At 73.9% G+C, this 24,867-nt stretch carries 23 protein-coding genes and 1 riboswitch; of the genes, 17 read left to right on the top strand and 6 right to left on the bottom strand.

Translation table 11 applies throughout. The features are described 5' to 3' along the window. The first annotated feature begins 58 nt into the window (after positions 1 to 58). From J3P36_RS09080 to nagA, 8 genes are all read left to right on the top strand, one after another. On the top strand, positions 59 to 1,192 hold the full coding sequence (locus J3P36_RS09080) for an ROK family transcriptional regulator (RefSeq protein WP_307807020.1): 1,134 nt from the start codon (positions 59 to 61) through the stop codon (positions 1,190 to 1,192). 55 nt (positions 1,193 to 1,247) lie between these two features. Beyond that, positions 1,248 to 2,603, top strand: a complete 1,356-nt coding sequence (locus J3P36_RS09075) for an extracellular solute-binding protein (protein WP_210507296.1) — start codon at positions 1,248 to 1,250, stop codon at positions 2,601 to 2,603. 138 nt (positions 2,604 to 2,741) lie between these two features. Then, complete coding sequence (locus tag J3P36_RS09070) at positions 2,742 to 3,668, top strand: carbohydrate ABC transporter permease (protein ID WP_210507858.1); 927 nt, start codon at positions 2,742 to 2,744, stop codon at positions 3,666 to 3,668. Further along, positions 3,665 to 4,510, top strand: a complete 846-nt coding sequence (locus tag J3P36_RS09065) for a carbohydrate ABC transporter permease (RefSeq protein ID WP_210507294.1) — start codon at positions 3,665 to 3,667, stop codon at positions 4,508 to 4,510. Before J3P36_RS09070 ends, J3P36_RS09065 begins: the two co-directional genes overlap by 4 nt. Beyond that, a complete protein-coding gene (locus J3P36_RS09060) occupies positions 4,507 to 5,904 on the top strand; it encodes a glycoside hydrolase family 3 protein (protein WP_210507292.1) in 1,398 nt (465 codons plus the stop codon). The genes J3P36_RS09065 and J3P36_RS09060 overlap by 4 nt, the downstream gene beginning before the upstream one ends. Beyond that, positions 5,901 to 6,905, top strand: a complete 1,005-nt coding sequence (locus tag J3P36_RS09055; protein ID WP_246854479.1) for an ROK family protein — start codon at positions 5,901 to 5,903, stop codon at positions 6,903 to 6,905. Before J3P36_RS09060 ends, J3P36_RS09055 begins: the two co-directional genes overlap by 4 nt. After that, complete coding sequence (locus tag J3P36_RS09050; protein WP_210507290.1) at positions 6,905 to 7,672, top strand: glucosamine-6-phosphate deaminase; 768 nt, start codon at positions 6,905 to 6,907, stop codon at positions 7,670 to 7,672. The genes J3P36_RS09055 and J3P36_RS09050 overlap by 1 nt, the downstream gene beginning before the upstream one ends. Next, positions 7,669 to 8,814, top strand: a complete 1,146-nt coding sequence (gene nagA / locus J3P36_RS09045; RefSeq protein WP_210507288.1) for an N-acetylglucosamine-6-phosphate deacetylase — start codon at positions 7,669 to 7,671, stop codon at positions 8,812 to 8,814. The genes J3P36_RS09050 and nagA overlap by 4 nt, the downstream gene beginning before the upstream one ends. Here nagA and purU read toward each other — a convergent pair. Beyond that, entirely contained in the window at positions 8,801 to 9,688 is an 888-nt protein-coding gene (purU, locus tag J3P36_RS09040) for a formyltetrahydrofolate deformylase (RefSeq protein ID WP_210507287.1), read from the bottom strand. The genes nagA and purU overlap by 14 nt on opposite strands. A 49-nt stretch (positions 9,689 to 9,737) precedes the next feature. Between purU and J3P36_RS09035 the strand changes: the two genes are divergently transcribed. The 7 genes from J3P36_RS09035 (at position 9,738) to J3P36_RS09005 (ending at position 18,394) form a co-directional block, all read left to right on the top strand. After that, on the top strand, positions 9,738 to 10,943 hold the full coding sequence (locus tag J3P36_RS09035; protein WP_210507286.1) for an MFS transporter: 1,206 nt from the start codon (positions 9,738 to 9,740) through the stop codon (positions 10,941 to 10,943). A 26-nt stretch (positions 10,944 to 10,969) separates the two neighbouring features. After that, a complete protein-coding gene (locus tag J3P36_RS09030; protein ID WP_210507284.1) occupies positions 10,970 to 11,548 on the top strand; it encodes a hypothetical protein in 579 nt (192 codons plus the stop codon). Next, positions 11,545 to 12,510: a MoxR family ATPase gene (locus J3P36_RS09025; RefSeq protein ID WP_210507282.1), complete on the top strand. Its 966-nt coding sequence runs from the start codon at positions 11,545 to 11,547 to the stop codon at positions 12,508 to 12,510. The genes J3P36_RS09030 and J3P36_RS09025 overlap by 4 nt, the downstream gene beginning before the upstream one ends. A 10-nt stretch (positions 12,511 to 12,520) precedes the next feature. Continuing rightward, positions 12,521 to 13,780 carry a DUF58 domain-containing protein gene (locus tag J3P36_RS09020; RefSeq protein ID WP_210507280.1) on the top strand — a complete coding sequence of 420 codons (1,260 nt, stop codon included), beginning with the start codon at positions 12,521 to 12,523 and terminating at the stop codon, positions 13,778 to 13,780. Next, positions 13,777 to 16,002 carry a DUF3488 and transglutaminase-like domain-containing protein gene (locus J3P36_RS09015; RefSeq protein WP_210507278.1) on the top strand — a complete coding sequence of 742 codons (2,226 nt, stop codon included), beginning with the start codon at positions 13,777 to 13,779 and terminating at the stop codon, positions 16,000 to 16,002. The genes J3P36_RS09020 and J3P36_RS09015 overlap by 4 nt, the downstream gene beginning before the upstream one ends. 30 nt (positions 16,003 to 16,032) lie before the next feature. Next, positions 16,033 to 16,134: riboswitch (ZMP/ZTP riboswitch) on the top strand. Positions 16,135 to 16,160: 26 nt separating this feature from the next. Further along, positions 16,161 to 17,495 (top strand): serine hydroxymethyltransferase, encoded by a 1,335-nt coding sequence (gene glyA, locus J3P36_RS09010; RefSeq protein WP_210507276.1) that lies wholly within the window; start codon positions 16,161 to 16,163, stop codon positions 17,493 to 17,495. Then, positions 17,492 to 18,394, top strand: coding sequence for a bifunctional methylenetetrahydrofolate dehydrogenase/methenyltetrahydrofolate cyclohydrolase (locus J3P36_RS09005; RefSeq protein ID WP_210507273.1), 903 nt, complete (start codon positions 17,492 to 17,494; stop codon positions 18,392 to 18,394). Before glyA ends, J3P36_RS09005 begins: the two co-directional genes overlap by 4 nt. Here the strand turns inward: J3P36_RS09005 and J3P36_RS09000 are convergent. From J3P36_RS09000 to galT, 5 genes are read right to left on the bottom strand one after another with little or no spacing between them, the layout of a single operon-like run. Next, the gene (locus J3P36_RS09000) at positions 18,369 to 19,241 is read right to left on the bottom strand and encodes a biotin-dependent carboxyltransferase family protein (protein WP_210507271.1); all 873 of its coding nucleotides are present in this window, start codon (positions 19,239 to 19,241) and stop codon (positions 18,369 to 18,371) included. The two genes, J3P36_RS09005 and J3P36_RS09000, sit on opposite strands and share 26 nt — an antisense overlap. Next, positions 19,238 to 19,852, bottom strand: coding sequence for an allophanate hydrolase subunit 1 (locus J3P36_RS08995; protein ID WP_210507269.1), 615 nt, complete (start codon positions 19,850 to 19,852; stop codon positions 19,238 to 19,240). The genes J3P36_RS09000 and J3P36_RS08995 overlap by 4 nt, the downstream gene beginning before the upstream one ends. A 9-nt stretch (positions 19,853 to 19,861) precedes the next feature. Next, a complete protein-coding gene (locus J3P36_RS08990) occupies positions 19,862 to 20,596 on the bottom strand; it encodes a LamB/YcsF family protein (protein ID WP_210507267.1) in 735 nt (244 codons plus the stop codon). 21 nt (positions 20,597 to 20,617) lie between these two features. After that, positions 20,618 to 21,778, bottom strand: a complete 1,161-nt coding sequence (gene galK / locus J3P36_RS08985; RefSeq protein WP_210507265.1) for a galactokinase — start codon at positions 21,776 to 21,778, stop codon at positions 20,618 to 20,620. After that, a complete protein-coding gene (gene galT, locus J3P36_RS08980) occupies positions 21,775 to 22,887 on the bottom strand; it encodes a galactose-1-phosphate uridylyltransferase (protein ID WP_307807018.1) in 1,113 nt (370 codons plus the stop codon). The genes galK and galT overlap by 4 nt, the downstream gene beginning before the upstream one ends. 58 nt (positions 22,888 to 22,945) lie before the next feature. Here galT and J3P36_RS08975 point away from each other — a divergent pair, with 58 nt between their 5' ends. Together J3P36_RS08975 and J3P36_RS08970 are read left to right on the top strand one after the other, a co-directional pair. Continuing rightward, positions 22,946 to 23,728 carry a DeoR/GlpR family DNA-binding transcription regulator gene (locus J3P36_RS08975; protein WP_307807017.1) on the top strand — a complete coding sequence of 261 codons (783 nt, stop codon included), beginning with the start codon at positions 22,946 to 22,948 and terminating at the stop codon, positions 23,726 to 23,728. A gap of 136 nt (positions 23,729 to 23,864) precedes the next feature. Beyond that, positions 23,865 to 24,788: an aldose 1-epimerase family protein gene (locus J3P36_RS08970; protein WP_210507261.1), complete on the top strand. Its 924-nt coding sequence runs from the start codon at positions 23,865 to 23,867 to the stop codon at positions 24,786 to 24,788. Positions 24,789 to 24,867: the final 79 nt, after the last annotated feature.

The raw sequence follows: 24,867 nt of genomic DNA, 5'->3' as shown, positions 1-24,867 counted from the left end.
TCGCGACCGGGCCGGTTCCTCTTGCCTGCCAGTAAGTTTGTAAACCATACTGACAAACGTGACAACGGCTCTTCCGGTCGCCCACGGCGGCCTGCGGCCCTCGGCGAAGGTGCTCCCCGGGCACGCCCGGCAGCACAACCGCGCCCTGGTGCTGCAGACACTCCTCCGCACCGACGGGCTCTCCCGAGCCGACCTCGCCCGGGAGACGGGGCTCACCCGAGCGACCATCTCCGACCTCGTCGCCGAACTCCTCGCGGAGCGGCTCGTCCGCGAGCTGGGTCAGCGCGAGGACGCGCGTCCCGGCAAGCCCGCGACCCTGGTCGACATCGACCGCGCCGGGCATCAGATGGTCGGCCTCGACATGAGTGACCATGCCGTGCTGCGCGCGGCGGTGCTCGACCTCAACGGCGTCATCCTGACACGCGTCGAGGTCCCTCTCGACGGCCGGACGGGAGAGGAGGCGCTCGATCGCGCCACCGAGCTCGCGCGGCGAGCGGTCGCCGCGACCACCGCGCCCGTCCTCGGCGTCGGCGTCGGGTCGCCGGGTGTCGTCGATCTCGACGGGACCGTGCAGACCGCACCGAACCTCGGCTGGACGCGCGTGCCCCTGCAGACGCACCTCGAGCGCGTCCTCGGGGTGCCCGTCATCGTCTCCAACGACGCGAACGCGGCGGCGCTCGCCGAGCACGGCTTCGGGGACGCGATCGGCGACCTCATGCTCATCCGCATCGGCCACGGCGTCGGCTCCGGTCTCATCGTCGGCGGCGCCCTCCTGCACGGCCGCCGCTTCGCCGCCGGTGAGATCGGCCAGGTGATGGTCGGCACCGACGGCGGGCTCGACGTCGAGTACGACCGGTCCAAGACGGTGGAGGCCTGGCTGTCGGTGTCGTCCCTCGAGGCGCGCCTGCGCGACGGGGAGCCGCGCGACGAGGTGCTGCGCCGCGCCGGGCAGCGCCTCGGCGTCGCCCTGGCGCCGGTCGTCGGCGCGCTCAATCTCGGCGAGGTCGTGCTCAGCGGCCCGCCCCAGCTTCTCGACGGCCCCCTCGCCGAGGCGGCGCTCGAGACGATCCGCCGGAGGACCATGCCCGACTCGTCGGGCGACCTCCTCCTGCGGATGACCACGCTCGGCGAGGACATCGTCCTCCTCGGCGCGGCCGTCCTCGTCCTCTCCGGACGACTCGGGGTGTCCTGACCCCGTCAGCACAACAGCGATCACCCATCCCCACACCACACCGAAAGGACCCACCATGAGAAGGACGTGGACGAGCACTGTCGCCGTCGCGGCCACCTCGGCGCTGCTCCTCGCCGGCTGCTCGGCCGGCGACACGAGCGGCGGAGGCAGCGGCGGAGGCGACGCCTCCGACCAGACGATCACCCTCTGGCTCGCCGGAGCGGACACCCCCGACACCCTGCGCGAGTACCTCAAGGACGAGTTCCAGAAGCAGACCGGCGCGAACCTCAAGATCGAGCAGCAGGACTGGGGCGACCTGATCCCGAAGCTCACGACGGCGCTGCCGGATGCGAGCAACACGCCGGACGTGACCGAGATCGGCAACACGCAGTCGCCGACCTTCACCAACGTCGGGGCGTTCCTCGACATCTCGGACATGTACGAGGAGCTCGGCGGTGACGACCTGCTGCAGTCGTTCGTCGACGCGGGCGTCGTCGACGGCAAGAACTACACGCTCCCGTACTACTTCGGGTCGCGGTACGTGTTCTACCGCAAGGACATCTGGCAGCAGGCCGGCGTGCAGGTGCCGACGACGCTCGACGAGTTCAACGCCGCGGTGGCGACCATCGCCGAGAAGAACCCGGCGGGCATCGACAACTTCTCCGGCTTCTACCTGGGCGGGCAGGACTGGCGCGACGGCATCTCCTGGATCTTCGCGAACGGCGGCGACCTGGCGAAGGAGCAGGACGGCGAGTGGGTCTCGACCCTCTCCGACCCGAACTCGCTGAAGGGGCTGCAGCAGCTGCAGGAGCTGTACCGGACAGCCTCCAACGCGCCGAACGACGCGAAGGACAGCAACCAGTACATCTACCTCAACGACGACGACGCGATCCCCGGCGCGACCGAGGACGACCCGTCGACGCCCGTCTCGCTGTCCGCGGCGACGATCATGGCCCCCGGCTGGGCGCACTGGTCCATCGGCGTGAAGGGCGAGGAGGACGGCAAGGTCACCCGCACCTGGGATGACAGCATCTTCGGCGTCTTCCCGCTGCCGGGCAACGACGGGGAGCCGGCCCCGGTGTTCGCGGGCGGCTCCAACATCGGGATCTCGGCCACGAGCAAGAACCCCGACCTCGCCAAGGAGCTGCTGCGGATCATCTTCTCCGCCGAGTACCAGCAGATGCTCGGCGAGAACGGGCTCGGCCCGGCGAACTCGCAGTACACGTCCTCGCTCGGCGACGACCAGTTCGCGCAGGCGCTCATCGCCTCGGCGTCGAACTCGAAGCTGACCCCGGCAGCGCCGGGCTGGGCGAGCGTCGAGGCGGCGAGCGTGCTCGAGGAGTTCTTCAGCAAGATCGAGGGCGCCTCCGACCTCGAGGCCCTGGCGAAGGAGTACGACGCCAAGATCACCCCGATGCTGAACGCGAAGTGACGGGCCCGGTCACTGACACCCCCTGATCGGGCCATCCTGGTCAGCACCCGCGGCCGCCGGTCTCCCGGCCGGCGGCCGCGCACCCCTTCCCGCCTGGAGGAGCCCATGTCGTCGACCCCCTCGGCCGGCGTCGCTGCCATGACGTCAGCGGCGGCCGAGCCGCGATCCCGGTCCCCGCGCCGCCGCCGGAGCGTCGCGCCCTACTTCCTCGTTCTTCCCGCGGTCGCGGTGCTCGTCGCGGCGATGGGCTACCCCCTCGTCTGGCAGCTGATCAGCTCGACGCAGGAGTTCGGGCTCGCGCAGCAGTTCGGGCAGCCGGCGCCCTTCGTGGGACTCGAGAACTACGCCCGCCTCGTGAGCGACCCGTACCTCTGGACGGTCGTCGGCCGGAGCATCGCGTTCTGCTTGGTGGCAGCGGGCGCCACCATGGTGGTGGGGGTCGCGGTGGCCCTGCTGATGCGGGTGCTGCCCTCGCCTGTCCGCATCCTGCTGCAGGTCGCGCTGCTGCTCGCCTGGGCGATGCCCGCGGTGGCCGCCATGACGGTGTGGCGATGGCTGTTCGACTGGCGCCGCGGCGTCGTGAACTGGCTCCTCACGAGTGCCGGGCTCGACTTCCGGGACCACAACTGGCTGCAGGAGCCGCTGTCGTTCTTCGCCGTGGCCGCGCTCATCGTGGTCTGGATGAGCGTGCCGTTCGTCGCGTTCTCGGTCTACGCCGGGCTGACCCAGGTGCCCGACGAGGTGCTCGAGGCGGCCCAGATGGACGGCGCCTCTCCCGTTCAGCGGCTCTGGCGGATCACCGTCCCGATCATCCGGCCGGTGCTCGCGATCGTGCTGCTCCTGCAGCTGATCTGGGACCTCCGGGTGTTCACGCAGATCAAGCTCCTGCAGGACGCGGGCTCCATCGCGAGCGAGACCAACCTGCTCGGCACGTACATCTATCAGCTCGGCACGGGTGCGAGCGACTTCGGCACCGCATCGGCGGTCTCGATCTTCGTGCTCGTGCTCACGGTGGCGCTCAGCGCCTTCTACGTCCGCGGAATGCTCAAGGAGGACGAGTCATGACACCCGGCACCCGCCGCGCCGGCCGCGCCGGACTCGGCCTCGTCGGGGTGCTCGTCGCCCTGATCTGGATCTTCCCCGTCTACTGGATGATCAACTCGGCCCTGCTCCCGGACGCCGTGCTGCAGTCCGCCCGCCCGACCTTCCTGCCGTTCGGCGGATCGTGGGACAACTTCACGGCCGTGATGAGCGGCGGCACCTTCCTGCCCGCCCTCGGCATGAGCGTGCTCGTCGCGGTCGCCGTCGTCGCGTTCTCGCTCTTCTTCGCGTTCCTCGCGGCGCTCGCGATCAGCCGGTTCCGCTTCCGGGGACGGAAGTCGTTCGTGCTCGCGGTGCTGTTCGTGCAGATGCTGCCCGCCGAGGGGCTCTTCATCGCCCAGTACAAGCTCATGTCCTCGGCGGGACTGCTCAACACGGCGCTCGGCCTCAGCGTCCTCTACATCGCGGCGGTCGTCCCGTTCACGATCTGGATGCTTCGCGGCTTCGTCGCGGGGATCCCGGCCGACCTCGAGGAGGCCGCCATGGTCGACGGCCTCAGCCGCACCCAGGCGTTCCTCCGCATCACCTTCCCGCTGCTCGCGCCGGGCCTCGTCGCGGCGGGCGTCTACGCCTTCCTGCAGTCGTGGAACGAGTTCACGATCGCCCTCGTCGTGCTGCAGGACGAGTCGGCCAGAACGCTGCCGCTCTGGCTGCGCGGGTTCGTGCAGGCGAGCGCCAGCCGGGCCACCGACTGGGGGCAGGTGATGGCCGCCTCGACGCTCGTCGCGGTCCCGGTGATCGTGTTCTTCCTCATCGTGCAGGGGCGGATGACGAGCGGCCTCGTCAGTGGGGCGGTGAAGGGATGAACCCGGCCGCCGTCCTGCTGCCCGGATTCGCCGGAGAGGCCCTGCCGTCCTGGCTCCGCTCCCGGCTCGAGCACGGCCTCGCCGGCGTGTGCCTGTTCGGCGGCAACGTCGCCTCGGCGGACCAGCTGCGCCGCCTGACCGACGAGGTCCGGGAGGCGAACCCCGAGGCCGTGATCGCGGTTGACGAGGAGGGCGGCGACGTCACCCGGCTGCACGCGCGGACCGGATCGCCCTATCCCGGCAACGCCATCCTCGGCCGCCTCGACGATCCGGCTATGACCGAGGCCGTGGCCTCAGCCGTCGGCCGGGAGCTGCGCGAGGCCGGCGTCACTCTCGACCTCGCCCCCGACGCCGACGTGAACTCGACGCCGCTGAATCCCGTCATCGGGGTGCGCAGCTTCGGGGCCGACGCCGAGCTCGTCGCCCGGCACACGGCCGCGTGGGTCCGCGGCCTGCAGTCCGCGGGCGTCGCCGCGACCGTGAAGCACTTCCCCGGTCACGGCGACACGGTGCAGGACTCGCACCTCGCGGTCCCCCTGGTCGACCTGCCGCTCGACGAGCTGCGCGCCCGGGAGCTGGTGCCGTTCCGGGCGGCCGTTGCCGCCGGCGCTCGAGCCGTCATGTCGTCCCACATCCTGCTGCCGCAGGTGGACCCGGAGCAGCCGGCGACGTTCTCGGCGACCATCCTCTCGGGCCTCCTCCGCGGGGAGCTCGGCTTCGAGGGAGCCGTGATCTCGGACGCCCTCGACATGGTCGGGGCGGGCGGGCGCGACGGGATCCCCGCCGCCGCAGTCCGCGCGCTCGTCGCGGGCTGCGATCTGCTCTGCCTCGGGACTGAGACGGGGGAGCGCCGGCTCCGCGAGGCCGAGGAGGCGCTCGCCGCCGCGCTCGATTCAGGTGCTCTGACCGCCGAGCGGCTCGCCGACGCACAGCGGCGCGTCCGCGAGCTGAACGTCCTGCCCACCCCCGCAGCGGCGCCGGCTGACGCGAGCGGCCCGGACCTCGACGCGGTCATCCGCGCGTTCGACGTCCGCCCTGGCGTGCGGGTGTCCGCCGAGCGGACCCTCGTGATGCTGGAGACGGAGCCCAACATCGCGGTCGGCGTCGTGCCATGGGGCCCAGCGGCGGCGGGTGCCGCCGCCGTCCAGGCGAGGGAGGGCCGGCGGCCCGAGCTGACGGATTCCGCCCAGCCGGTGCTCGTCGGCAAGGACAACCACCGTCATCCGTGGGTGCGGGACTGCATCGACGCGGTCCGCGACCGCTTCCCGTCGGCGCTCGTCGTCGACATGGGGTGGCCCGGAGAGGACCGCCGGTACGCTGATGTCGCGACGTTCGGCGCCTCCCGGCAGGCCGGACAGGCGCTGCTCGCCTGGCTCGAAGGGACGGCCCGATGACCGGGAACGGAGCCCGCCCCGGGGGTCGGGACGACGGCGGCGACGCAAGCGTGGACGAGGCGCGCGCCCGGTCCGCGGTGCGGGTCGGCGTCGATATCGGCGGCACCAAGACCGACGCGGTCGCGGTCGACGGCGGCGGAGCCGTGCTCGGCGAGCTGCGCGTGCCCACCGGATTCGGCGCGGAGGCCGTCGTCGCGACCACCGTCGAGGCGGTGAGCTCGCTCGCGTCCCAGCTGCGGGTGGAGCCTCGCGAGTTCTCGTCGCTCGGCGTCGGCATCCCCGGCTCGGTGGACAGCGGGAGCGGCCGCGTCGCGCACGCCGTCAACCTGGGGCTCGAGGGACTCGACCTCGGCGCGGAGCTCACCTCCCGGCTCGGCGTCGACGCCCGCGTCGAGAACGACGTCAACGCCGCCGCGCTCGGCGTCTACTCGCGGCTCTCGTCGGCCGACCGCACGATCTCGTCGATGGCCTACCTCAACCTCGGCACCGGGCTCGCCGCGGGCCTCGTGCTCGGCGGCCGCCTCTGGCGCGGCTCCCGCGGCAACGCGGGGGAGATCGGCCACATCCCGATCGACCCGACGGGGCCGCTGTGCCCCTGCGGCCAGCGGGGCTGCCTCGAGACCCTCGCCTCCGGCTCCGCGGTGAGCCGCCAGTGGCCGACGGATCACCCGCGCCCCGTGCAGGAGCTCTTCGAGGCGGCGAGCGCCGGCGACGCGGCGGCCGAGGCCGTCTGGGACCGGCTCCTCGGCGATGTCGCCTCGGCGGTGCGGCTGCTCGTGCTCACCGTCGACGTCGACCGCGTCGTGATCGGCGGCGGCATCAGCTCCCTCGGCGACCCGCTGCTCGGCGGCGTCCGTGACACGCTCGACGGCTGGGCCGCGGCGTCCCCGTTCCTCGCCTCGCTCGGGCTGCGGGAGCGGGTCGAACTCGTGCCGGCCGGCTTCCCCGCCGCCGCGGTCGGCGCCGCCCTGGTCGGCGCGGCGACGGGAGATGCGCCCTGATGGCCGAGGTCGTGATCCTGCCCGACGCCGCCGCGGCGGGGGAGCTGGCCGCCGACATCATCGGCGATCTCGTCCAAGCGCGGCCGGATGCCGTGCTCGGCGTCGCCACCGGATCGACGCCGCTGCCGGTGTACCAGGCGCTGGCCGCCCGTCGCCTCGACCTCTCCCGGCTCCGGGCGTTCGCGCTCGACGAGTACGTCGGCCTCGCCCTGGACCACCCCCAGAGCTACCACTCGGTGATCGCGCGCGAGGTCACCGGCCCTCTCGGGCTCGACCCGGCGAGGGTCCACGTGCCCGGCGAGGGCCCGATCGAGCACGCCGGCGACGTCTACGAGCACGCGCTCACCGAGGCGGGCGGCGTCGACCTGCAGCTGCTCGGGCTCGGCACCGACGGCCACATCGGCTTCAACGAGCCCGGCTCGTCCCTCGCCTCGCTCACCCGCGTCAAGACGCTGACCGAGCAGACCCGGCGCGACAACGCCCGGTTCTTCGACTCCGTGGACGACGTGCCCATCCACTGCATCACGCAGGGCCTCGGCACGATCCTCCGTGCCCGGCGCCTGCTCCTGCTCGCGTTCGGGGAGCGGAAGGCCGAGGCGGTGGCCGCGGCGGTCGAGGGTCCGGTCACGGCGAACCACCCGGGGTCCGCGATCCAGCTGCACCCCCGGGTCACCGTGCTCGTCGACGAGGCGGCGGCCGCGCGCCTCGAGCACGCGGACTACTACCGCTACGTCCACGCCAACAAGCCGTACTGGCAGCCGCGGTGACGGCGAGGATCGTCCACTCCGCGACGCTGACCGACGCCGACGGGGTGCGCCCGTCGGGGTGGGTGCGCAGCGAGGGCGGCCGGATCACGGCGGTCGGCGACGGCGACGGGTGGCGCCGCCTCCCTTCGGGCGCGGACGTGATCGACGCGGGCGGCCGCCGGGTGGTGCCGGGCTTCCTCGATCTGCACGGCCACGGCGGGGGCGGCTTCTCCTACGACACCGGCACCTCGTCCGAGATCCTGGCGGGCGTGGCGCTGCACCGCAGGCACGGCACCACCGGCGCCGTGCTGAGCCTCGTCGCCGCGAGCGTCGGCCTGCTCGAGGAGCGGCTGCGTCTCGTGGCCGCGCTGCGCGCGGTCGAACCGGGGATCCTCGGCGTCCACCTGGAGGGGCCCTTCCTCGCCCCGTCCCGGCGAGGTGCCCACGACCCGGCGCGGCTGATCGCCCCCGACTCCTCGACCGTGGATCGGCTGCTCGAGGCGGCCGCCGGGAACCTGCGCTCGGTGACCATCGCTCCCGAGCTGCCCGGCGCCCTCGACGCGGTCGAGCGCTTCTCGGCGGCCGGCGTGGTGGTCGCCGTCGGCCACACCGACGCGGACTACGACACCGCACGCGCCGCGTTCGACCGGGGCGCGCGCCTCCTCACCCACGCGTTCAACGCGATGCCCGGCATCGGCTCCCGAGCGCCGGGCCCGATCGGCGCGGCGATCGACGACGGCCGGGTCGTGCTCGAGCTCATCCTCGACGGGCGGCACGTGCATCCCTCCTCGGCGCGGATGCTGTTCGCCCTGGCGCCCGGCCGCGTCGCGCTCGTCACCGACGCGATGGCCGCCGCGGGGGGCGGCGACGGCGACTACCGGCTCGGCCCGCTCGACGTCGAGGTGCGGGACGGCGGGGCCCACCTCGCGGGGACGGCGACGCTGGCCGGCTCGACGCTCACCCAGGACGCCGCCCTCCGGTACGCCGTCGAGGAGCTCGGCGAGGATCCGGCGGCGGCGGTGGCCGCGCTCACTGCGACCCCCGCCGGCCTGCTCGGGCTCGCCGACAGGGGCCGGATCGGCGTCGGCCAGGACGCGCGGCTGCTGATCCTCGACGCCGACTGGCGGACCGAGCGGGTGCTGGAGCCGGTCAGCGGAAGATGATCGTCCGCGCGCCGTCGAGGAGCACGCGGTCCTGGGCGAACCAGGTCACCGCCTGGCGCAGTGTGCGGCTCTCCTCGTCCTGGCCGATGCCGACCAGCTCCGCGGGGGTGCGCGTGTGGTCCACCCGCACGACGTTCTGCTCGATGATCGGGCCCTCGTCGAGCTCGCTCGTCACGAAGTGCGCCGTCGCGCCGATCAGCTTCACGCCGCGGGCGTGCGCCTGCCGGTACGGGTTCGCGCCCGCGAAGCCGGGGAGGAACGAGTGGTGGATGTTGATCGCCCGTCCGGCGAGCTTCTCGCACAGCTCGGGCGAGAGGATCTGCATGTACCGGGCGAGGACGACGAGCTCGATGTCGTGCTCGTCCACCACCTCGAGGATGCGCCGCTCGAACGCGGCCTTCGACTCCGCGTCGACGATCGGCCGCGACTCGAAGGGGACGCCGTAGAACTCGGCCAGCTCCCGGAGGACCGGGTGGTTGCTGAGCACGAGCGGGATGTCGACGGGCAGCTGCCCGGAGCGGCGACGGAAGAGCAGGTCGTTGAGGCAGTGGCCGGCGGTCGAGACGAGCACCAGGGTCCGCTTGTGTCGCCCCTCCTGATCGAGCTGCCAGGACATCGAGAACCGGGAGATCACCGGCTCGAGCAGGGCGGCGAACTCCTCGCGGGTCGCGTCCGTCTCCACCTGGAGGCGCATGAAGAAGCGGCCCGTGTCGGCGCTCGAGAACTGCTGGGACTCGGTGATGTTGCCGCGGGCGGCCACGATCGCGCCGCTGATGGCATGCACGATCCCGGGCTCGTCGCGGCAGACGAGCGAGAGCACCCAATGGCCGGCACGGTCCGGGACGTCGGCAGGGGAGAGGGGGTCGCTGGCCACGGTCCCCCAGCGTAGTGCGACCTCGGCGCGCCCCTAGGATGAGACGGACATGCAGGCCCCGGACGAGCGCTTCCCGACGCTCGGGCTGCTGACCCTCGCCGGCGCCGTCTTCGTCTCGATCACGGGCGAGTTCCTGCCCGCCGGCCTGCTCCCCGACATGGCGCGCGGCCTCGACGTCACGGTGTCGCAGGCGGGAATCCTCGTGACCGTCTTCGCGGCGACCGTGGTGCTCGCCACGACGCCGCTCGCTCTGCTGACGAGGGACGTCTCCCGCAAGACGCTCGTGTTCTGGGTGCTCATCGTGAACGCCGTGGCCACGGTGCTCGCGGCCATCGCGCCGACGTACGAGATCCTGCTCGGGGCCCGGGTGCTCGCCGGCCTCGCGCACGGACTGTTCTGGGCGGTCGTCGGCTCCTACGCGGCGCACCTCGTCGCGCCCGGGCAGCTGGCGCGCGCGATCGCGATCACCAACGCCGGCGGCTCGGCCGCCTTCGTGCTGGGCGTGCCGGTCGGCACCGCGCTCGGGCACGCGCTCGGCTGGCGCCTCGGCTTCGCCGCGATCGCCGCCGCCATGCTGCTGCTCGCGGTGCTCGTGCTGCGGCTGCTGCCGCCCGTCGACCACAGCGTGCCCGTCACCACGGGCGAGATCCCGCTGCCCACTCGGCGGGACCCGACCCTGCCCGCCGTGCTCTTCCTCTCCCTCACGGTCGCGGTGCTCATCGTCGGCCAGAACACCTTCTACACCTACATCGCGCCGTATCTGGCGGATGCCGCGGGCTTCGGGGCGGACGCCGTCGGGCCGATGCTCTTCCTCTACGGCGGCGCCGGAGCGGTCGGGCTGCTGCTCGCGGGCATCGCCGGCGGCCGCTACCCGGTCGGCTCCGTCGTCGTCGCGTCGGCCGTCGGGATCGGGTGCATCCTCCTCCTCGGGGCCTTCCCGGGAGTGCCCTGGCTGGTCGTCGTCGCGATCGTCGCGTGGGGCGTCGCCTTCGGCGCGCTGCCGCCGCTGCTGCACACGCGGAACATGGTGCTGGCGTCGCCGCGGCTGCGGGACATGGCCTCGGCCTGGATCACGACGGCGTTCAACACCGGCATCGGCGGCGGCGCCCTCGTGGGGGCGCTGCTGCTCCCCCTCGTGGGGGTCGCCTCGCTGCCCTGGACGGCCGCCGTCATCATGGCCTCCGGACTCGCTCTCGTGGTGATCAGCGGCCTGAACAGCCGGAGGAAAGGGTCAGCACGGTCGGTTATGGTGTAGCCCACCCAAAACCCCTGTGAGGACGCATGGCAACGGTTCCGCCGGCTGACCGCACCTCGCCGTCGCTCGATCCGCGGTACGACCCCGTCTTCCAGCGCGGCTACGCCGACCCCTCGGGCGAGCGCCGCGCGGATGCGCGCCCGCAGGCGCCCGTGCCGGCCTCCGCACCCCTCTCCGCCGGAAACCCGCCGACTCCGAAGACGCTCCCTCCGGCTCCCACCGCCGCCTCTTCCGCGCCCCCTTTCCCTGCGGATGCCGCGCCGCCCCTGGCGGGGCAGCCGGACCAGCAGCGGCCCGCGGAGGAGCAGGCGCCGCCGCAGGAGCCCCGTCGCCTCCGCACCGGACCGCTCTGGCTCGTGAGCGCCCTCCTCGTCGTCGGCGGCGTGCTCCTGCACTTCACGTCGGCCGCCACCGGGTACGGCACCGACTGGTCCGTCTTCACCCAGGACGGCACGCTCCGCTTCGCGGACGGCCGCTCCGTCGAGCAGGTCCTCGCGGCCCAGCTCGCGGTCGCCGTGGCTCCGCAGCTGGTCGTGCTCGGGGTCGCGACCGCGGTCGCCACCCTGTTCCTGCACATCCTCCGCTCCGAGAGAGGCACGCGATGACAGCGCTCGACGTCGACGTCCGGGAGGCCGCGACGCGCGTCCTCCGGTCCGTGGAGACCGTCATCGACGGCAAGCCCGAGGTCACCGCGGTGGCGCTCACGGTCCTCCTCGCCGAGGGGCACCTCCTCATCGAGGACGTGCCCGGTGTCGGCAAGACGATGCTCGCCAAGGCGCTCGCCCGGTCGGTGGGCGGCACGGTGAGCCGCATCCAGTTCACGCCCGACCTGCTGCCGTCCGACGTCACGGGGGTCTCCGTCTTCGACCAGGGCAGCGGCCAGTTCGAGTTCAAGCCGGGCTCGGTCTTCGCGAACCTCGTGATCGGCGACGAGATCAACCGCGCCTCCCCGAAGACGCAGTCCGCCCTGCTGGAGTGCATGGAGGAGGGCCAGGTCACCGTCGACGGCCGCAGCTGGCAGCTGCCCCGGCCCTTCATGGTGGTCGCCACCCAGAACCCGGTCGAGATGGACGGCACCTACGCTCTGCCGGAGGCGCAGCGCGACCGGTTCACGGCGTCCGTCTCGATGGGCTATCCCGACCCGCGCGCCGAGCTCGCGATGCTGCGCTCGCGGGAGGCCCGCAGCCCGATCGACGACGTGCGGCCCGTCGTCACGCTCGAGGAGCTGCAGGCGATGATCACCGCCGCGCGCACCATCTACCTGTCGCCCGCGGTGGAGCAGTACCTGCTCGCGATCGTCACCGCGACCCGCTCGCACGCCGACCTCCGCCTCGGCGCCAGCCCCCGCGCGACCCTGCAGCTCGCCCGCGTGGCGAAGGCCCGGGCCCTGCTCGAGGGCCGCGACTTCGTGCTCCCCGACGACCTGTCGGCGCTCGCCGTGTCCGTCCTCGCCCACCGCCTGCTGCCGACGCGTCAGGCGCTCGGCCGCTCCGGCGGCACCGAGTGGGAGGCGGCGGCCGAGATCGTCCGCGGGATCCTCGCCGCCACGGCGGTGCCGCGCGCGTGAGACGGCGACCATGACCGCGATTCCGCACCCCGGCGTCCGCCGCCGACTGCGGCGGCTCGACCTCGGGATGCCGCGGCTCACCCGTCGCGGCTGGGCCGTGCTCGCCGCCGCCGCCATCGCGGTGATCGTCGCCTTCTCGGTCGGCTGGCGCGACCTCCTCTACGTCGGCTGCGTGCTCGCCGCGCTCGTCCTCGTCTCCGCCCTGTCCGTCCGGGCCCGCGTCGCCTCGCTGTCCGCGGTCCGCCGGAACAGCCCGGACGTCGTCTCGGTCGGGGACCGGACGCACGTGCAGATCCAGGTCTCGAACAACGCGTGGCTCCGCTCGTCCCCTCAGCTCTGGCGGGACCACACCCCGCGCGGCTTCGAGTTCCGGCCCTTCGAGGTGCTGCCCTCGCTCGGCGCTCGCGGGGACGCGGCCGCCCGCCGCCGGCTCGACTACCAGCTGGAGGCGCGGGAGCGCGGGATCGTCTCGATCGGCCCGCTGGTGGTGGAGCGCAGCGACCCGTTCGGCCTGACGTTGCACGAGCGCGTCGTTGGCGAGCCCGCCCCGCTGACCGTGCTGCCGCGGATCACACCGCTCGACGGGGCCGTCCCCGGGCGCACGAGCATCGCCGACACCGCGGTGCCGGCCTGGAAGACCGGCCACGGCCACGATGACGTCATCGCGCGCGACTACCGGGCGGGGGATGCGCTCCGGCACGTGCACTGGCGCGCCACGGCCCACCGCGGCGAGCTGATGGTGCGCCAGGAGCAGAGCCAGGACGAGGCGCGCGCCCTCGTGCTGCTCGACATCCGCCGCGAGAGCTACCCGTCCTCCGCCGCGTTCGAGTGGGCGGTCGAGTACGCGGCCTCCCTCCTCGTCCACCTCGGCGACACCGGTGTGGGCGTCGCCCTCATGGAGACGGTGCCCACGGACGAGGGAGTGCTCGACGTCAACCGGACGCCGCGAGAGGCGCTGCTCGACCTCGCGACCGTCGAGCGGCGCACCGTCCGGGGCTCCGCCTACCTCCCGCGGCTCGGCGCGTTCCTCGCCGCCGACCCCGCGCCGGTGCACGCGGTGCTCGGCTGCGCGGTGACGGATCAGGAGCTGCGGGAGCTGGCGCCCCAGAAGGCGCGCGCGAGCAGCGCCTCGGTCGTGCTCGTCGGCGACGGGGACCGCATGCCGCCGGAGGAGATCTGGTTCGCGGGCTGGCGCTCGGCGTCCGCGTCGCCGTCCGACGACGTCGCCGAGGTCTGGCAGCGCACCTCCGCCCAGGGAGCGCGGTCGTGAGCGCGCCGGCGCCCGCCCCGCATGCGTCCACCTGGGGCATCACCGGCGCCTCCCTCCTCGCGACGCTCGTCGCCGCCGGTTCCCTGCGCCAGCTCATCCAGGGCGACGGCTGGTGGTGGGCGGCGCTCCTCGTCGGCGCGCTCGCGGTGACCGCGGCTGCGGCCGTGCGCACCGTCCGCCAGCTGCGCCCCGTCGCCCCGCTCGCGGGCGTCGCCGTCGCGGCGCTCCTCGTACCCCTGCTGTGGCTGCCGGACACCCTCACCTGGGGCATCCTGCCCACGGAGCGCACCCTGCCCGCCCTCGGCGAGGTGCTCCGCGCCGCCGTCCGGCAGATCTACCTCGACTCGCCACCCGCGACGGCCACGCCGGGCCTCATCCTCATGGTCGCCTTCGGGATCGCCGTGCTCGCGTTGCTGATCGACGCGCTCGTCGCCGAGCTGCGGCTGCCGTGGCTGGCGGGGCTCCCCCTCCTGCTCCTCGCGATCGTGCCCGCGCGGGCCGTCGGCATCGGCGACGACCTCCCGGGCGTCACGGCGACGGTCGCCGCGTTCCTCCTCCTCGTGTGGCTGGACCGGCGCCGCGACCAGTCCCGGCCCCGCGCCTCGAGCGCCGCCGCCCTCGGCGCGGTCGCGGTCGCCGGCGCACTCGTGCTCCAGTCCCTCGTGCCGACGCTCATCGCCCCCGCACCCGCGTCGGCGGGACCGCTGCGACCCGTGTTCACGCCCGGCGCCGACCCCCTCGTCCGGCTCGGCGACCAGCTGCGCCGCGGCGCCGACGTCACGGTGCTCACCTACCGCACCGACGCCGACCGACCGGTGTACATGCGGGTGGTCACGATCGACGACCTGACGGGCGACGAGTGGACACCGACGACGTCGGAGGACGACCCGGAGAACCGGCAGGTCCGCACCTTCCCGGCGCCCCCCGGGCTGAGCGACGCCGTAGCGCGCGAGGAGGTGACGACCGACATCTCGGAGTCCTACCCGCAGCGCACCTGGGTCGCCGCCCCGTATCCCGCAACCTCGGTGGAGGGCCTCGTCGGCGACTGGGCGTGGGAGCCCGAGTCGCTCACCGTGCAGGCCGTCGGCCGAGTGCGCCCGGTGGGCGAGTACACGGTGCACAGCCTCGACCCCGACCCCACCGTGCAGCAGCTGCGCTCGGCGCCGTCCCCGGACCGAGACCGCCTCGGCCGGTACCTCACGGTGCCCGACACCGCCCCGGCGATCATCGCGGAGACCGCCCGGGAGGTCACCGCGGAGGCGACGACAGCGTACGACCAGGCGATCGCCCTGCAGGACTGGCTTCGCGGCCGCGACTTCACCTATGACGAGGACACCCCGCAGGTGGCCGACGGCGACGGCGACAGCATGGACGTCCTCGCCGCGTTCCTCGAGGAGAAGCGCGGCTACTGCACCCACTTCGCCTCCGCGATGACCGTCATGGCCCGGCAGCTCGGCATCCCCGCCCGCATCGGGGTCGGCTACCAGCCGGGCGAGCGGCGCATCAGCGAGCCCGGCGTCTTCGAGGTCACCTCGCACGACCTGCACGCCTGGCCGGAGCTCTACTTCGAGGGCGCGGGGTGGGTCCGCTTCGAGCCGACACCCGGCCGCGGCGATGTGCCCCGGTTCAGCACCGAGGAGACCGGGGCCACCGACGGCCCGTCGGCGGCGCCCACGCCGTCCGCGTCGACGGGTGCCCGCGACGATCGCACCGACCAGGACGTGACCGCCTCGGGCGGCGCCGCCGGCGGTGGCCCGCCGATCGGCGGCATCGCGCTCGGCGCGGGCGTCGTCCTCGCCCTCCTGATGCCCGCCGGCGCGCGCATCCTCCGCCGGCGCCGCCGGCTGGCCGCGCTGCGCGCAGCGCGCGTCGGTCCTGCCTGGGACGAGGTGCAGGACACCGCCCTCGACCTCGGCCTCGTCGACTCCGCGGTGCTCACGCCGCGCACCCTCGCCGACCGGCTGGAGGGCGGACTGCGCCCGTCGGATCGGCATCGGGACGCCCTGCGCCGCCTGCTCGTCCTGGTCGAGCGGGAGCGCTTCGCTCGACCGGGAACCGCGGCCGAGGGAGCGGATCCCGCCGAGGTGCAGTCGCTGCTCGCCTGGCTGCGGTCCGGCAGCCGGCGACGGGACCGGGCACGCGCCGCACTCGCACCCCGGTCCCTGTTCGTGCGCCTCGCCGCCGCACAGCGAGCCCCACGCGCGGCGGAGGTGCCGCACTAGGGGCGTGCGGTCCGGAGCGGGTTGCTAAGCTGTGCGGGTCGCGACTGGCGTGAGGGAGCCCTCGGCTCTCCAGGGTGGATCACCACCGGGGAACGACTGACACGGACGGGGCCGTACGCCTGGGCCACGACTCCACCCACCGTCAGTCAAGGAGTGCCATGTTCCTGTCCGAGTCCGAATCCTCCTTCCTCGCGCCGCTCACCGCCGTCGACCCCGAGATCGCCGACGTCCTCGCCCGCGAGCTCGACCGCCAGCAGTCGACGCTCGAGATGATCGCGAGCGAGAACTTCGTGCCGCGCGCGGTGCTCGAGGCACAGGGGTCAGTCCTCACCAACAAGTACGCCGAGGGCTACCCGGGGCGCCGCTACTACGGCGGCTGCGAATTCGTCGACATCGCCGAGGAGCTCGCCATCACCCGCGCGAAGGCGCTGTTCGGTGCCGGGTACGCGAACGTGCAGCCCCACTCGGGCGCGAGCGCCAACGCCGCGGTGCTGCACGCGATCGCGACGCCCGGCGACACCATCCTCGGCCTCGAGCTGGCGCACGGCGGCCACCTCACCCACGGCATGAAGCTCAACTTCTCGGGGCGGCTCTACGACGCCGTCGCCTACGGCGTCGACCCGCAGACGTTCCGCATCGACATGGACGTGGTCCGCCAGAAGGCCCTCGAGCACCGCCCCGCCGTGATCATCGCGGGGTGGTCGGCGTACCCCCGTCAGCTCGACTTCGCCGCCTTCCGGGCCATCGCCGACGAGGTGGGCGCCCGGCTCTGGGTCGACATGGCGCACTTCGCCGGCCTCGTCGCCGCCGGCCTGCACCCCAACCCGGTGCCGCACGCGCATGTGGTCTCCTCGACGGTGCACAAGACGATCGGCGGCCCGCGCTCCGGCTTCCTCCTCAGCAACCAGGAGGACCTCTACAAGAAGCTCAACTCCGCCGTCTTCCCCGGTCAGCAGGGCGGTCCGCTCATGCACGTCATCGCGGCCAAGGCGACCGCCTTCAAGCTGGCGGGCGAGCAGGAGTTCCGCGACCGGCAGGAGCGCACCCTGCGGGGCGCGCACATCCTCGCCGAGCGCCTCACGGCGGGCGACGCCCGCGCCGCCGGTGTCGACGTCCTCACCGGCGGCACCGACGTGCACCTCGTGCTCGTCGACCTCCGCGCCGCCGAGCTCGACGGCAAGCAGGCCGAGGACGCCCTCCACGCGGTGGGGATCACCGTGAACCGCAACGCCGTGCCCTTCGACCCGCGCCCGCCGATGGTCACCTCGGGCGTCCGGATCGGCACGCCCGCGCTCGCCACCCGCGGCTTCGGGGACGCCGAGTTCGAGGAGGTGGCCGACGTGATCGCCCTCGCGCTCACGGGCGGCGCCGACGTCGACGGCCTCCGCCGCCGGGTGCACGACCTCGCCGGGCGATTCCCGCTCTACGCCGGGCTGAACCCGAGCGGCCAGCCGCTCGCGCACGACGAGCTCCCGTCCTCGGTGGCCCGATGACCGCGGTACGGCTCGACGGCACCGCGACCGCCGCCGCCATCAAGGCGGAGCTCCGCGAGCGGGTCGACGCGCTCAAGGCCCGCGGCATCACCCCGGGCCTCGGCACCCTGCTCGTCGGCGACGACCCGGCATCGCAGGCGTACGTCGCGGGGAAGCACCGCGACTGCGCCGAGGTCGGGGTGGAGTCAATCCGCGCCGACCTGCCCGTCGACGCGACCGAGGCGGAGGTCCACGAGGCGATCGCCCGCCTCAACGCCGATCCCGCTGTCACCGGCTACATCGTGCAGCTGCCGCTGCCGGGCGGCATGGACGAGAACGCCGCGCTCGAGCTGATCGATCCGGCGAAGGATGCGGACGGCCTGCATCCGACCAACCTCGGCCGGCTGGTGCTCGGGGTCCAGGGCGAGCTGACCTCGCCCCTGCCCTGCACGCCGCACGGCATCGTCGAGTTGCTGCACCGGCACGGCGTCGAGCTGCCGGGCAAGCACGTCACGGTGATCGGGCGCGGCCTGACTGTCGGGCGGCCGCTCGGGCTGCTGCTGACGCGCAAGGGCATCGACGCGACCGTCACACTGACCCACTCGCGCACGCCGGATCTCGCGGCCGAGGTTCGCCGCGCCGACGTCGTGGTGGCGGCGGTCGGGATGCCGCACCTCGTGCAGCCCGAGTGGATCAAGCCGGGCGCCGCCGTGCTCGACGTGGGCGTCACGCGCGTGATCGACCACGAGACGGGCAAGGCGAAGCTGACCGGCGACATCGCCCCGGGCGTCGCCGAGGTGGCCGGCTGGCTGTCCCCGAACCCCGGCGGCGTCGGCCCGATGACCCGGGCGATGCTCGTCGCGAACGTCGTCCAGGCCGCGGAGCGGGCCGTCGTCAGGGCCGCAGCGCGCGTGGCGTGAGCAGCACCGGCTGGCCCGGCCTCAGCTGGGCCAGCCGGTCGAACGACGCCGACGCGATCACGCCGAGCACGGGGTAGCCGCCCGTCACCGGTGCGTCGGCGCCGAGGATCGTCGGCGACCCGTCCGGCGACACCTGGATCGCCCCGGGCACCATGCCCTCGCTCGGCAGCTCGCCCTCCCGCGTGCGGCGCAGCGCCGGTCCCTCGAGCCGCACACCGGTGCGATCCGAGCGCGGAGAGACGTGCCACGTCGCGGTCGTGAGCGCCTGCCACGCCGAGTCCGTGAACCAGTCCCGGCGGGGGCCGGGGAGCACGTCGAGCCGCACCGGCCCGTCGGCCGGCGGGTCCACCGGAACGAGGTCGGCGGCCGGCACGGCCGTCGCGGGCTCCGGGCCGAGCGGCAGGACGTCGCCCGCCGCGAGCGGCGCAGGACCGAGGCCGGCGAGCGTGTCCCGCGACCGGGAGCCGAGCACCGGCGGCACGGCGATGCCGCCGCGGAGGGCCAGGCAGTAGCGCAGGCCATGCTCGGGCGCCGCGAACTCGAGCGCCGAGCGGGCGGGGAGCAGGGTCGCCGTGTGCGGCTCGACCGGCGCGCCGCCCGCCCGGACGGCTCCCCAGGCGCCGGTCACGGCGATCCAGACGTCGGCGTCGGGCACGAGCACCGCCCCGCCGAGCAGGAGCTCCAGCCCGGCCGCGGACTCCGCGTTGCCGACGAGCCGGTTCGCGAGCCGCAGCGCCCCGCGGTCGAAGGCGCCGGCCGGGCCGACGCCGAGCGCCGCCCAGCCGGGCCGGCCTTCGTCCTCGACGAGCGCGAGCGCGCCGGGGGAGAGGACGCGGACGGCGCTCACGGCAGCGCCTCGAACCGCACCCGGGCGCCCGGCGGCAGGAGGGCGGGGGCCGTGCGCGTCTCGTCCCAGAGCACGGCGTCGGTCGTGCCGAGGAGGCGCCAGCCGCCCGGGGACTCGCGCGGGTAGACACCGCTGAACTCCCCGGCGACCGCGACGGCGCCGGCGGGCACGCGCGGGCGCGAGGTCGGCAGCCGCGGAACCGCGAGGTCGAGGCCGGGCGACACGAGGTAGGCGAAGCCGGGCGCGAAGCCCGAGAACGCGCACTCCCACTCCGCCGCGGTGTGCCGCCGCACCAGCTCGCCCGCCTCGATGCCGAGCAGCCGAGCGGTGTCGGCGAGGTCCGGCCCGTCGTAGCGGACCGGGAGGACCACGACCTCACCCGCGGCATCGTCCGGCGGAGGCGCCTGCGCCACCTCCCGGATCCACCTCTCGGCGGCGGCGAGCGGAAGCTCGGCGGGCCGGATCCGCACGAGCACTGTGCGGGCGGCGGGCACGACGTCGAGGACCCCCGGCGGTGGAGCGGACGTCAGCGCGCGGGCCGCGCCACGCACCTCGTCGAGCGACGAGAACTCGGCGAGCACCGCGGAGTCGCCGAAGGGCAGGATCCGCATGGCCGTGCCTCAGGCGAAGGAGCCGAGCCGGACCCCGGCGGCGGAGAGGCGGTCGCGGACAGCCCGTGCGGCGGCGGGTGCGCCGGGGCTGTCGCCGTGCAGACAGAGCGAGTCGACCTCGAGGGCCAGCTCTCCGCCGTCCACGCTCCGCACGCGGCCGGTGAGCGCCAGCGCGAGCGCGCGCTCCGCGACGTCGTCGGGGCTCTCGATGACGGAGCCGGTGGTGCCGCGCGGGGCGAGACGGCCGTCCGCGGTGTACCCGCGGTCCGGGAACGCCTCGCGGAAGAAGGGGACGCCGTGCCGATCGGCCGCGTCCGCGATGGCGGACGAGGCCGGGCCGAGGAGAGGGAGCTGCGCCTCGGCGGCCGCGGCGGCGACGGCGCCGGCGGGCCCCGGGTCCCGGGCGATGCGGTTGTAGAGGGCGCCGTGGGGCTTGAGGTAGCGGACGGCCCCGCCGGCGCGGTCGGCGGCGCGGCGGAGGGCGGCCACCTGATCCAGCACCAGGCTGCGCAGCTCGGCCGTGCCGAGATCCATGTCGCGCCGGCCGAAGCCCTCCCGGTCGGGATACGAGGGGTGCGCGCCGATCGCCACGCGGTGCCGCACCGCCAGTCGGCACGCGGCCTCCATGGTCGCGTCGTCGCCCGCGTGCACGCCACAGGCGATGTTCGCGCTCGTCACCAGCGGGAAGAGCGCGGCGTCGTCGAATCCCTCGCCGAGGTCGCAGTTGAGGTCTACCGTGGCCACGGCGTCAGCCTAGCCGCGGCCCTACTGCTCGCGGCGGGCGCCCTCCGAGGCGCGGACCGGGAACGTGGTCGGGGCCGTGTACCCGTGCTCGAGGAAGGCGCCGTCGACCGCGAACTCGACCCGGCTGACGAGATCGCGCGGGGTGAGCGCGATCGCAGCGCCGCCGAAGCCGCCACCGGTCATCCGGGCGCCGAGCGCGCCGGCCGACAGCGCGGTCTCGACGGCGAGGTCGAGCTCGGGCACCGAGATCTCGAAGTCGTCCCGCATGGACCGATGCGACGCATCGAGCAGGTCGCCGATCGCGAGGGGGCCCGATTCGCGGAGGGTGCGGACGGTGTCGAGCACCCGCTGGTCCTCGGTCACGACGTGGCGGACTCGGCGGAACGTCTCGTCGTCGAGCGCCTCGCGGGCGCGCGCCAGGTCCTCGACGCCGAGGTCGCGGAGCGCTTCGACCCCGAGCGCCTTCGCGCCCGCCTCGCACGAGGCGCGACGGGCGGAGTAGCCGCCGGTCGCGTGGGAGTGCGAGACGCCGGTGTCCATCACGAGCAGCACGAGGTCGGCGGCGTCGAAGCCGAGCGGGATGACCTCGGCGTCGAGCGTCCGGCAGTCGAGGAAGACGCCCGCGTCGGCCTCGCCGAGCAGGGAGGCGGACTGGTCCATGATCCCGGTGGGGGCGCCCACCGCCTTGTTCTCGGCCAGCTGGCCGACCCGCGCGAGGGTCCGCCGGTCGAGGCCCGCGTCCCAGAGGTCGTCCAGGGCGACGGCGACCGCCGACTCGATGGCCGCGGACGACGACAGTCCCGCCCCCACCGGGACGTCGGAGTGGATGAACAGGTCGAACCCGGTCTCGGCGGCCCGGCCGCGGGTCGTCTCGCGGAGCGCCCAGGCGACGCCGAGCGGGTACGCCGACCAGCCGGAGAGCCGCTCCGGCGCGAGGTCGGCGAGCGGGATCTCGAGCGCCTCATCGGCGAAGGACGACGCGACGCGCGCCATGCCGTCCGTGCGGGGCGCGATCGCGGCGAAGGTGCGCCGGTCGATGGCGAACGGGAAGACGAAGCCCTCGTTGTAGTCGGTGTGCTCACCGATGAGGTTGACGCGTCCGGGTGCGGACCACAGCGACGCGGCGGCGCCGCCGTAGACGGCGGAGAACGCCTGGAGGGTCTCGGTGCGGAGGTCGGTCATGCGCGGGAGAGCCCTTCTCGGAGGAATTCGGCCGCCTTCTCGGGCGGGATGTCACCGATCCACGCTCCCATGGCCGCCTCGGAGCCGGCCAGGTACTTGAGCTTGTCGGCGGCGCGGCGCGGGGAGGTGATCTGCAGCATGAGGCGCACGTCGTCGCGGTGCGCGTGCACGGGCGCCTGGTGCCAGGCGGCGATGTAGGGGGTCGGCGTGGGGTAGAGCGCGTCGATCCCACGCAGCAGCCGGAGGTAGAGGCGGGCCAGCTCGTCCCGCTCCTCTCCGCTCGTCTCGGCGAAGTCGGGGACGTGGCGGTGGGGCAGCATGTGCACCTCGAGCGGCCAGCGCGCCGCGAACGGCACGAACGCCGTCCAGTGCTCGCCGGAGAGCAGCACCCGCTCGGAGTCGCGCTCGAAGTCGAGGATGCGCGCGAAGAGGTCCGGGCCGACCTGCTCGATCGACTGGAGCAGCCGGGTCGTCCGCGGAGGGATGTACGGGTACGCGTAGATCTGCCCGTGGGGGTGGAGCAGCGTGACGCCGATCGCCTCGCCGCGGTTCTCGAACGGGAAGACCTGCTGGATGCCGGGCAGCGCGGACAGCTCGGCGGTGCGGTGCGCCCACGCCTCGATGACGGTGCGCGCGCGGCTCTCGGTGAGGTCCGCGAAGGAGCCGAGGTGCTCCGGGCTGAAGCAGACGACCTCGGTGCGCCCGACCGAGGTGCGGGTGCGCCCGAAGCCGATCTCGCTCAGGTCGTCGAGCCCGCGCGGCGCGTTCTCGCCCTCGAGCTCGGGGCCGAAGGAGGGCGACCGGTTCTCGAACACGGCGACGTCGTAGTTCGAGGGCACCTCCGACGGGTTGGTCGGCGACTGCGGCGCGAGCGGGTCGAGCTCGGCGGGCGGCAGGAAGGCGCGGTTCTGACGGGCGGCGGCGATCGAGACCCACTCTCCGGTGAGCACGTCCTGGCGCATGGTGGCCGTCGGGGGCCGCGGGTCGAGTGTGCGGGCGTCGATCGCCCGCTCGGGCGGAAGCGTGCTGTCCGCGTCGTCGAAGTAGATCAGCTCGCGGCCGTCGGCGAGCGTGCTGCGGCGGACGGCGATGCCGTGGTCGGTGCTCACTCGCTTACGGTAACGTAAACAGCACTTGCGTTTCCGAAAAGAACCGAAGGGGTGCTGGGTGGACGCTCTTCCCGGCGACGTGCGGCGCGCCCGACTCGAGGCGATGGTGCTCCAGTCCGGCTTCCTCGGCGTGCCGGACGCGGCGCGGCGCCTCGGGGTGACGGAGGTGACCATCCGCAGCGACCTCGGCACGCTCGAGGCGGCCGGAGTGCTCCGCCGGGTGCGCGGGGGAGCGGTCGCGCGTCAGGTGCGAGAGGCGCCGGTCGAGGCGAGCGCTCGCCGCGACGCGGCACTCAAGCAGGCGCTCGGCGAGGCGGCTGCCGCGCAGGTGCGGTCGGGGACGGCGGTGTTCCTCGACGTCGGCTCGACGGCGCTCGCCGTGGCGCAGGCCCTCGTTCCCCGCCACGAGCTCGCCGACGTGGTCGTCGTCACCAACGGGCTCAGCACGGCGCTCGCGCTGGAGCCGGCCATCCCCCGCCTGACGGTGGTGCTGACGGGCGGAACGCTCCGGCCGCTGCAGCACTCGCTCGTCGATCCGCTCGCCTCCCGGGCGCTCGAGGACCTGCACGTCGACCTGGCCGTGCTGAGTTGCAACGGCATCGAGGAGTCGGGCCGGGTGTCGAACCTCAACCTCCCGGAGGCGGAGCTGAAGCGCGTCGTGCTGCACCGCGCGACCCGGCGCCTCCTCGTGGCGGACGCATCCAAGTTCCGGCAGAGCCACCTCGGCGCGATCGGCGCGCTCGACGACTTCGACGTCCTCGTTACCGGGGGAGCGGGCGCGCCGGAGCTCGCCGCCCTCGCGCGCGAGCACGGCTGCGACCCGGTGGTCGCCGAGCAGTAGGCCCACTCGGCAGGACTTTCCGCACTCGGCAGGACTTCCGGCCCCGGATTCTCCTGCCGATGGCGGAAAGTCCTGCTGACGGGGGACCGCACGGCGGGCCGGACGCCGGGTCGAGCGCCGGGGCTAGAGTCGGCTCATGCTGCCGACCGGAGAACAGTTCCTGCTCAGCCACGACGGCGCGCTCGGCCGCGTCACCGCAACGGTCACCGAGCTCGCGGCGTCGCTGCGCTCGCTGCGGGTCGGCGGAGTCGCCCTCGTGCACGAGTACCCGGACCACCTCACCCCGCCCTACGGCGCGGGCATCGTGCTGGTGCCCTGGCCGAATCGGGTGCGCGGGGGCCGATGGACCCTGAACGGCACGGAGCAGAGGCTCGACATCACGGAGCCGTCCACCGGCAACGCGACGCACGGCCTCCTCCGCAACACCGGCTACCGGGTCACCGACCGCTCCGAGGCGGCCGTGACCCTCGCCGCGACGGTCTTCCCGCAGCACGGCTATCAGTTCCTGCTCGAGACCTCGGTCCGGTACGAGCTCACCGACGACGGCCTCGAGGTGACCCACGGCATCGTGAACGCCGGCACGGACACGGCCCCGGTCGCGATCGGCACGCATCCGTACTTCCGGGTCGGCGACACCCCGTCGGACGAGCTCACCGTCACGGTCGCGGGCTCCACCTGGTACCCGCTCGACGACGCCATGATCCCCACGGGCCGCGAGAGCGTCGAGGGCACCGACGTCGACCTCCGCGCCGGCAAGGCTCTGAAGGAGGCATCCCTCAACACCGCGTACACCGACCTCGAGCTGATCGACGGCGCGCACCGGCACCGCCTCACCGCCCCGAGCGGCGAGGCCACCGAGCTGTGGGGCGACGACGACTTCGCCTACGTCCAGGTGTTCACCCAGCCCGCCTTCACCGGCCACACCGGCGAGGAGTTCGCGGTCGCGATGGAGCCCATGACCGCGCCTGCCAACGCGCTCGCGACGGGCGAGAGCCTCCGCTGGCTCGAGCCCGGCGAGCACTGGATCGCGCGGTGGGGCGTGCGGTACCTGCCCGCCTGACACCGACGCGGCACGGCGAGGTTGCGAAGTGTTTCCCGGGTCCCGGCACGGGAATACCGGCACGCATAGAGTCGTTGGG

The sequence above is a fragment of the Naasia sp. SYSU D00057 genome (assembly GCF_017916505.1).
In the GTDB taxonomy this organism is placed as follows: Bacteria; Actinomycetota; Actinomycetes; order Actinomycetales; family Microbacteriaceae; genus Naasia.
Note: the sequence above shows the minus strand (reverse complement) of the source record. Positions and strands in the feature narration are given on the sequence as shown.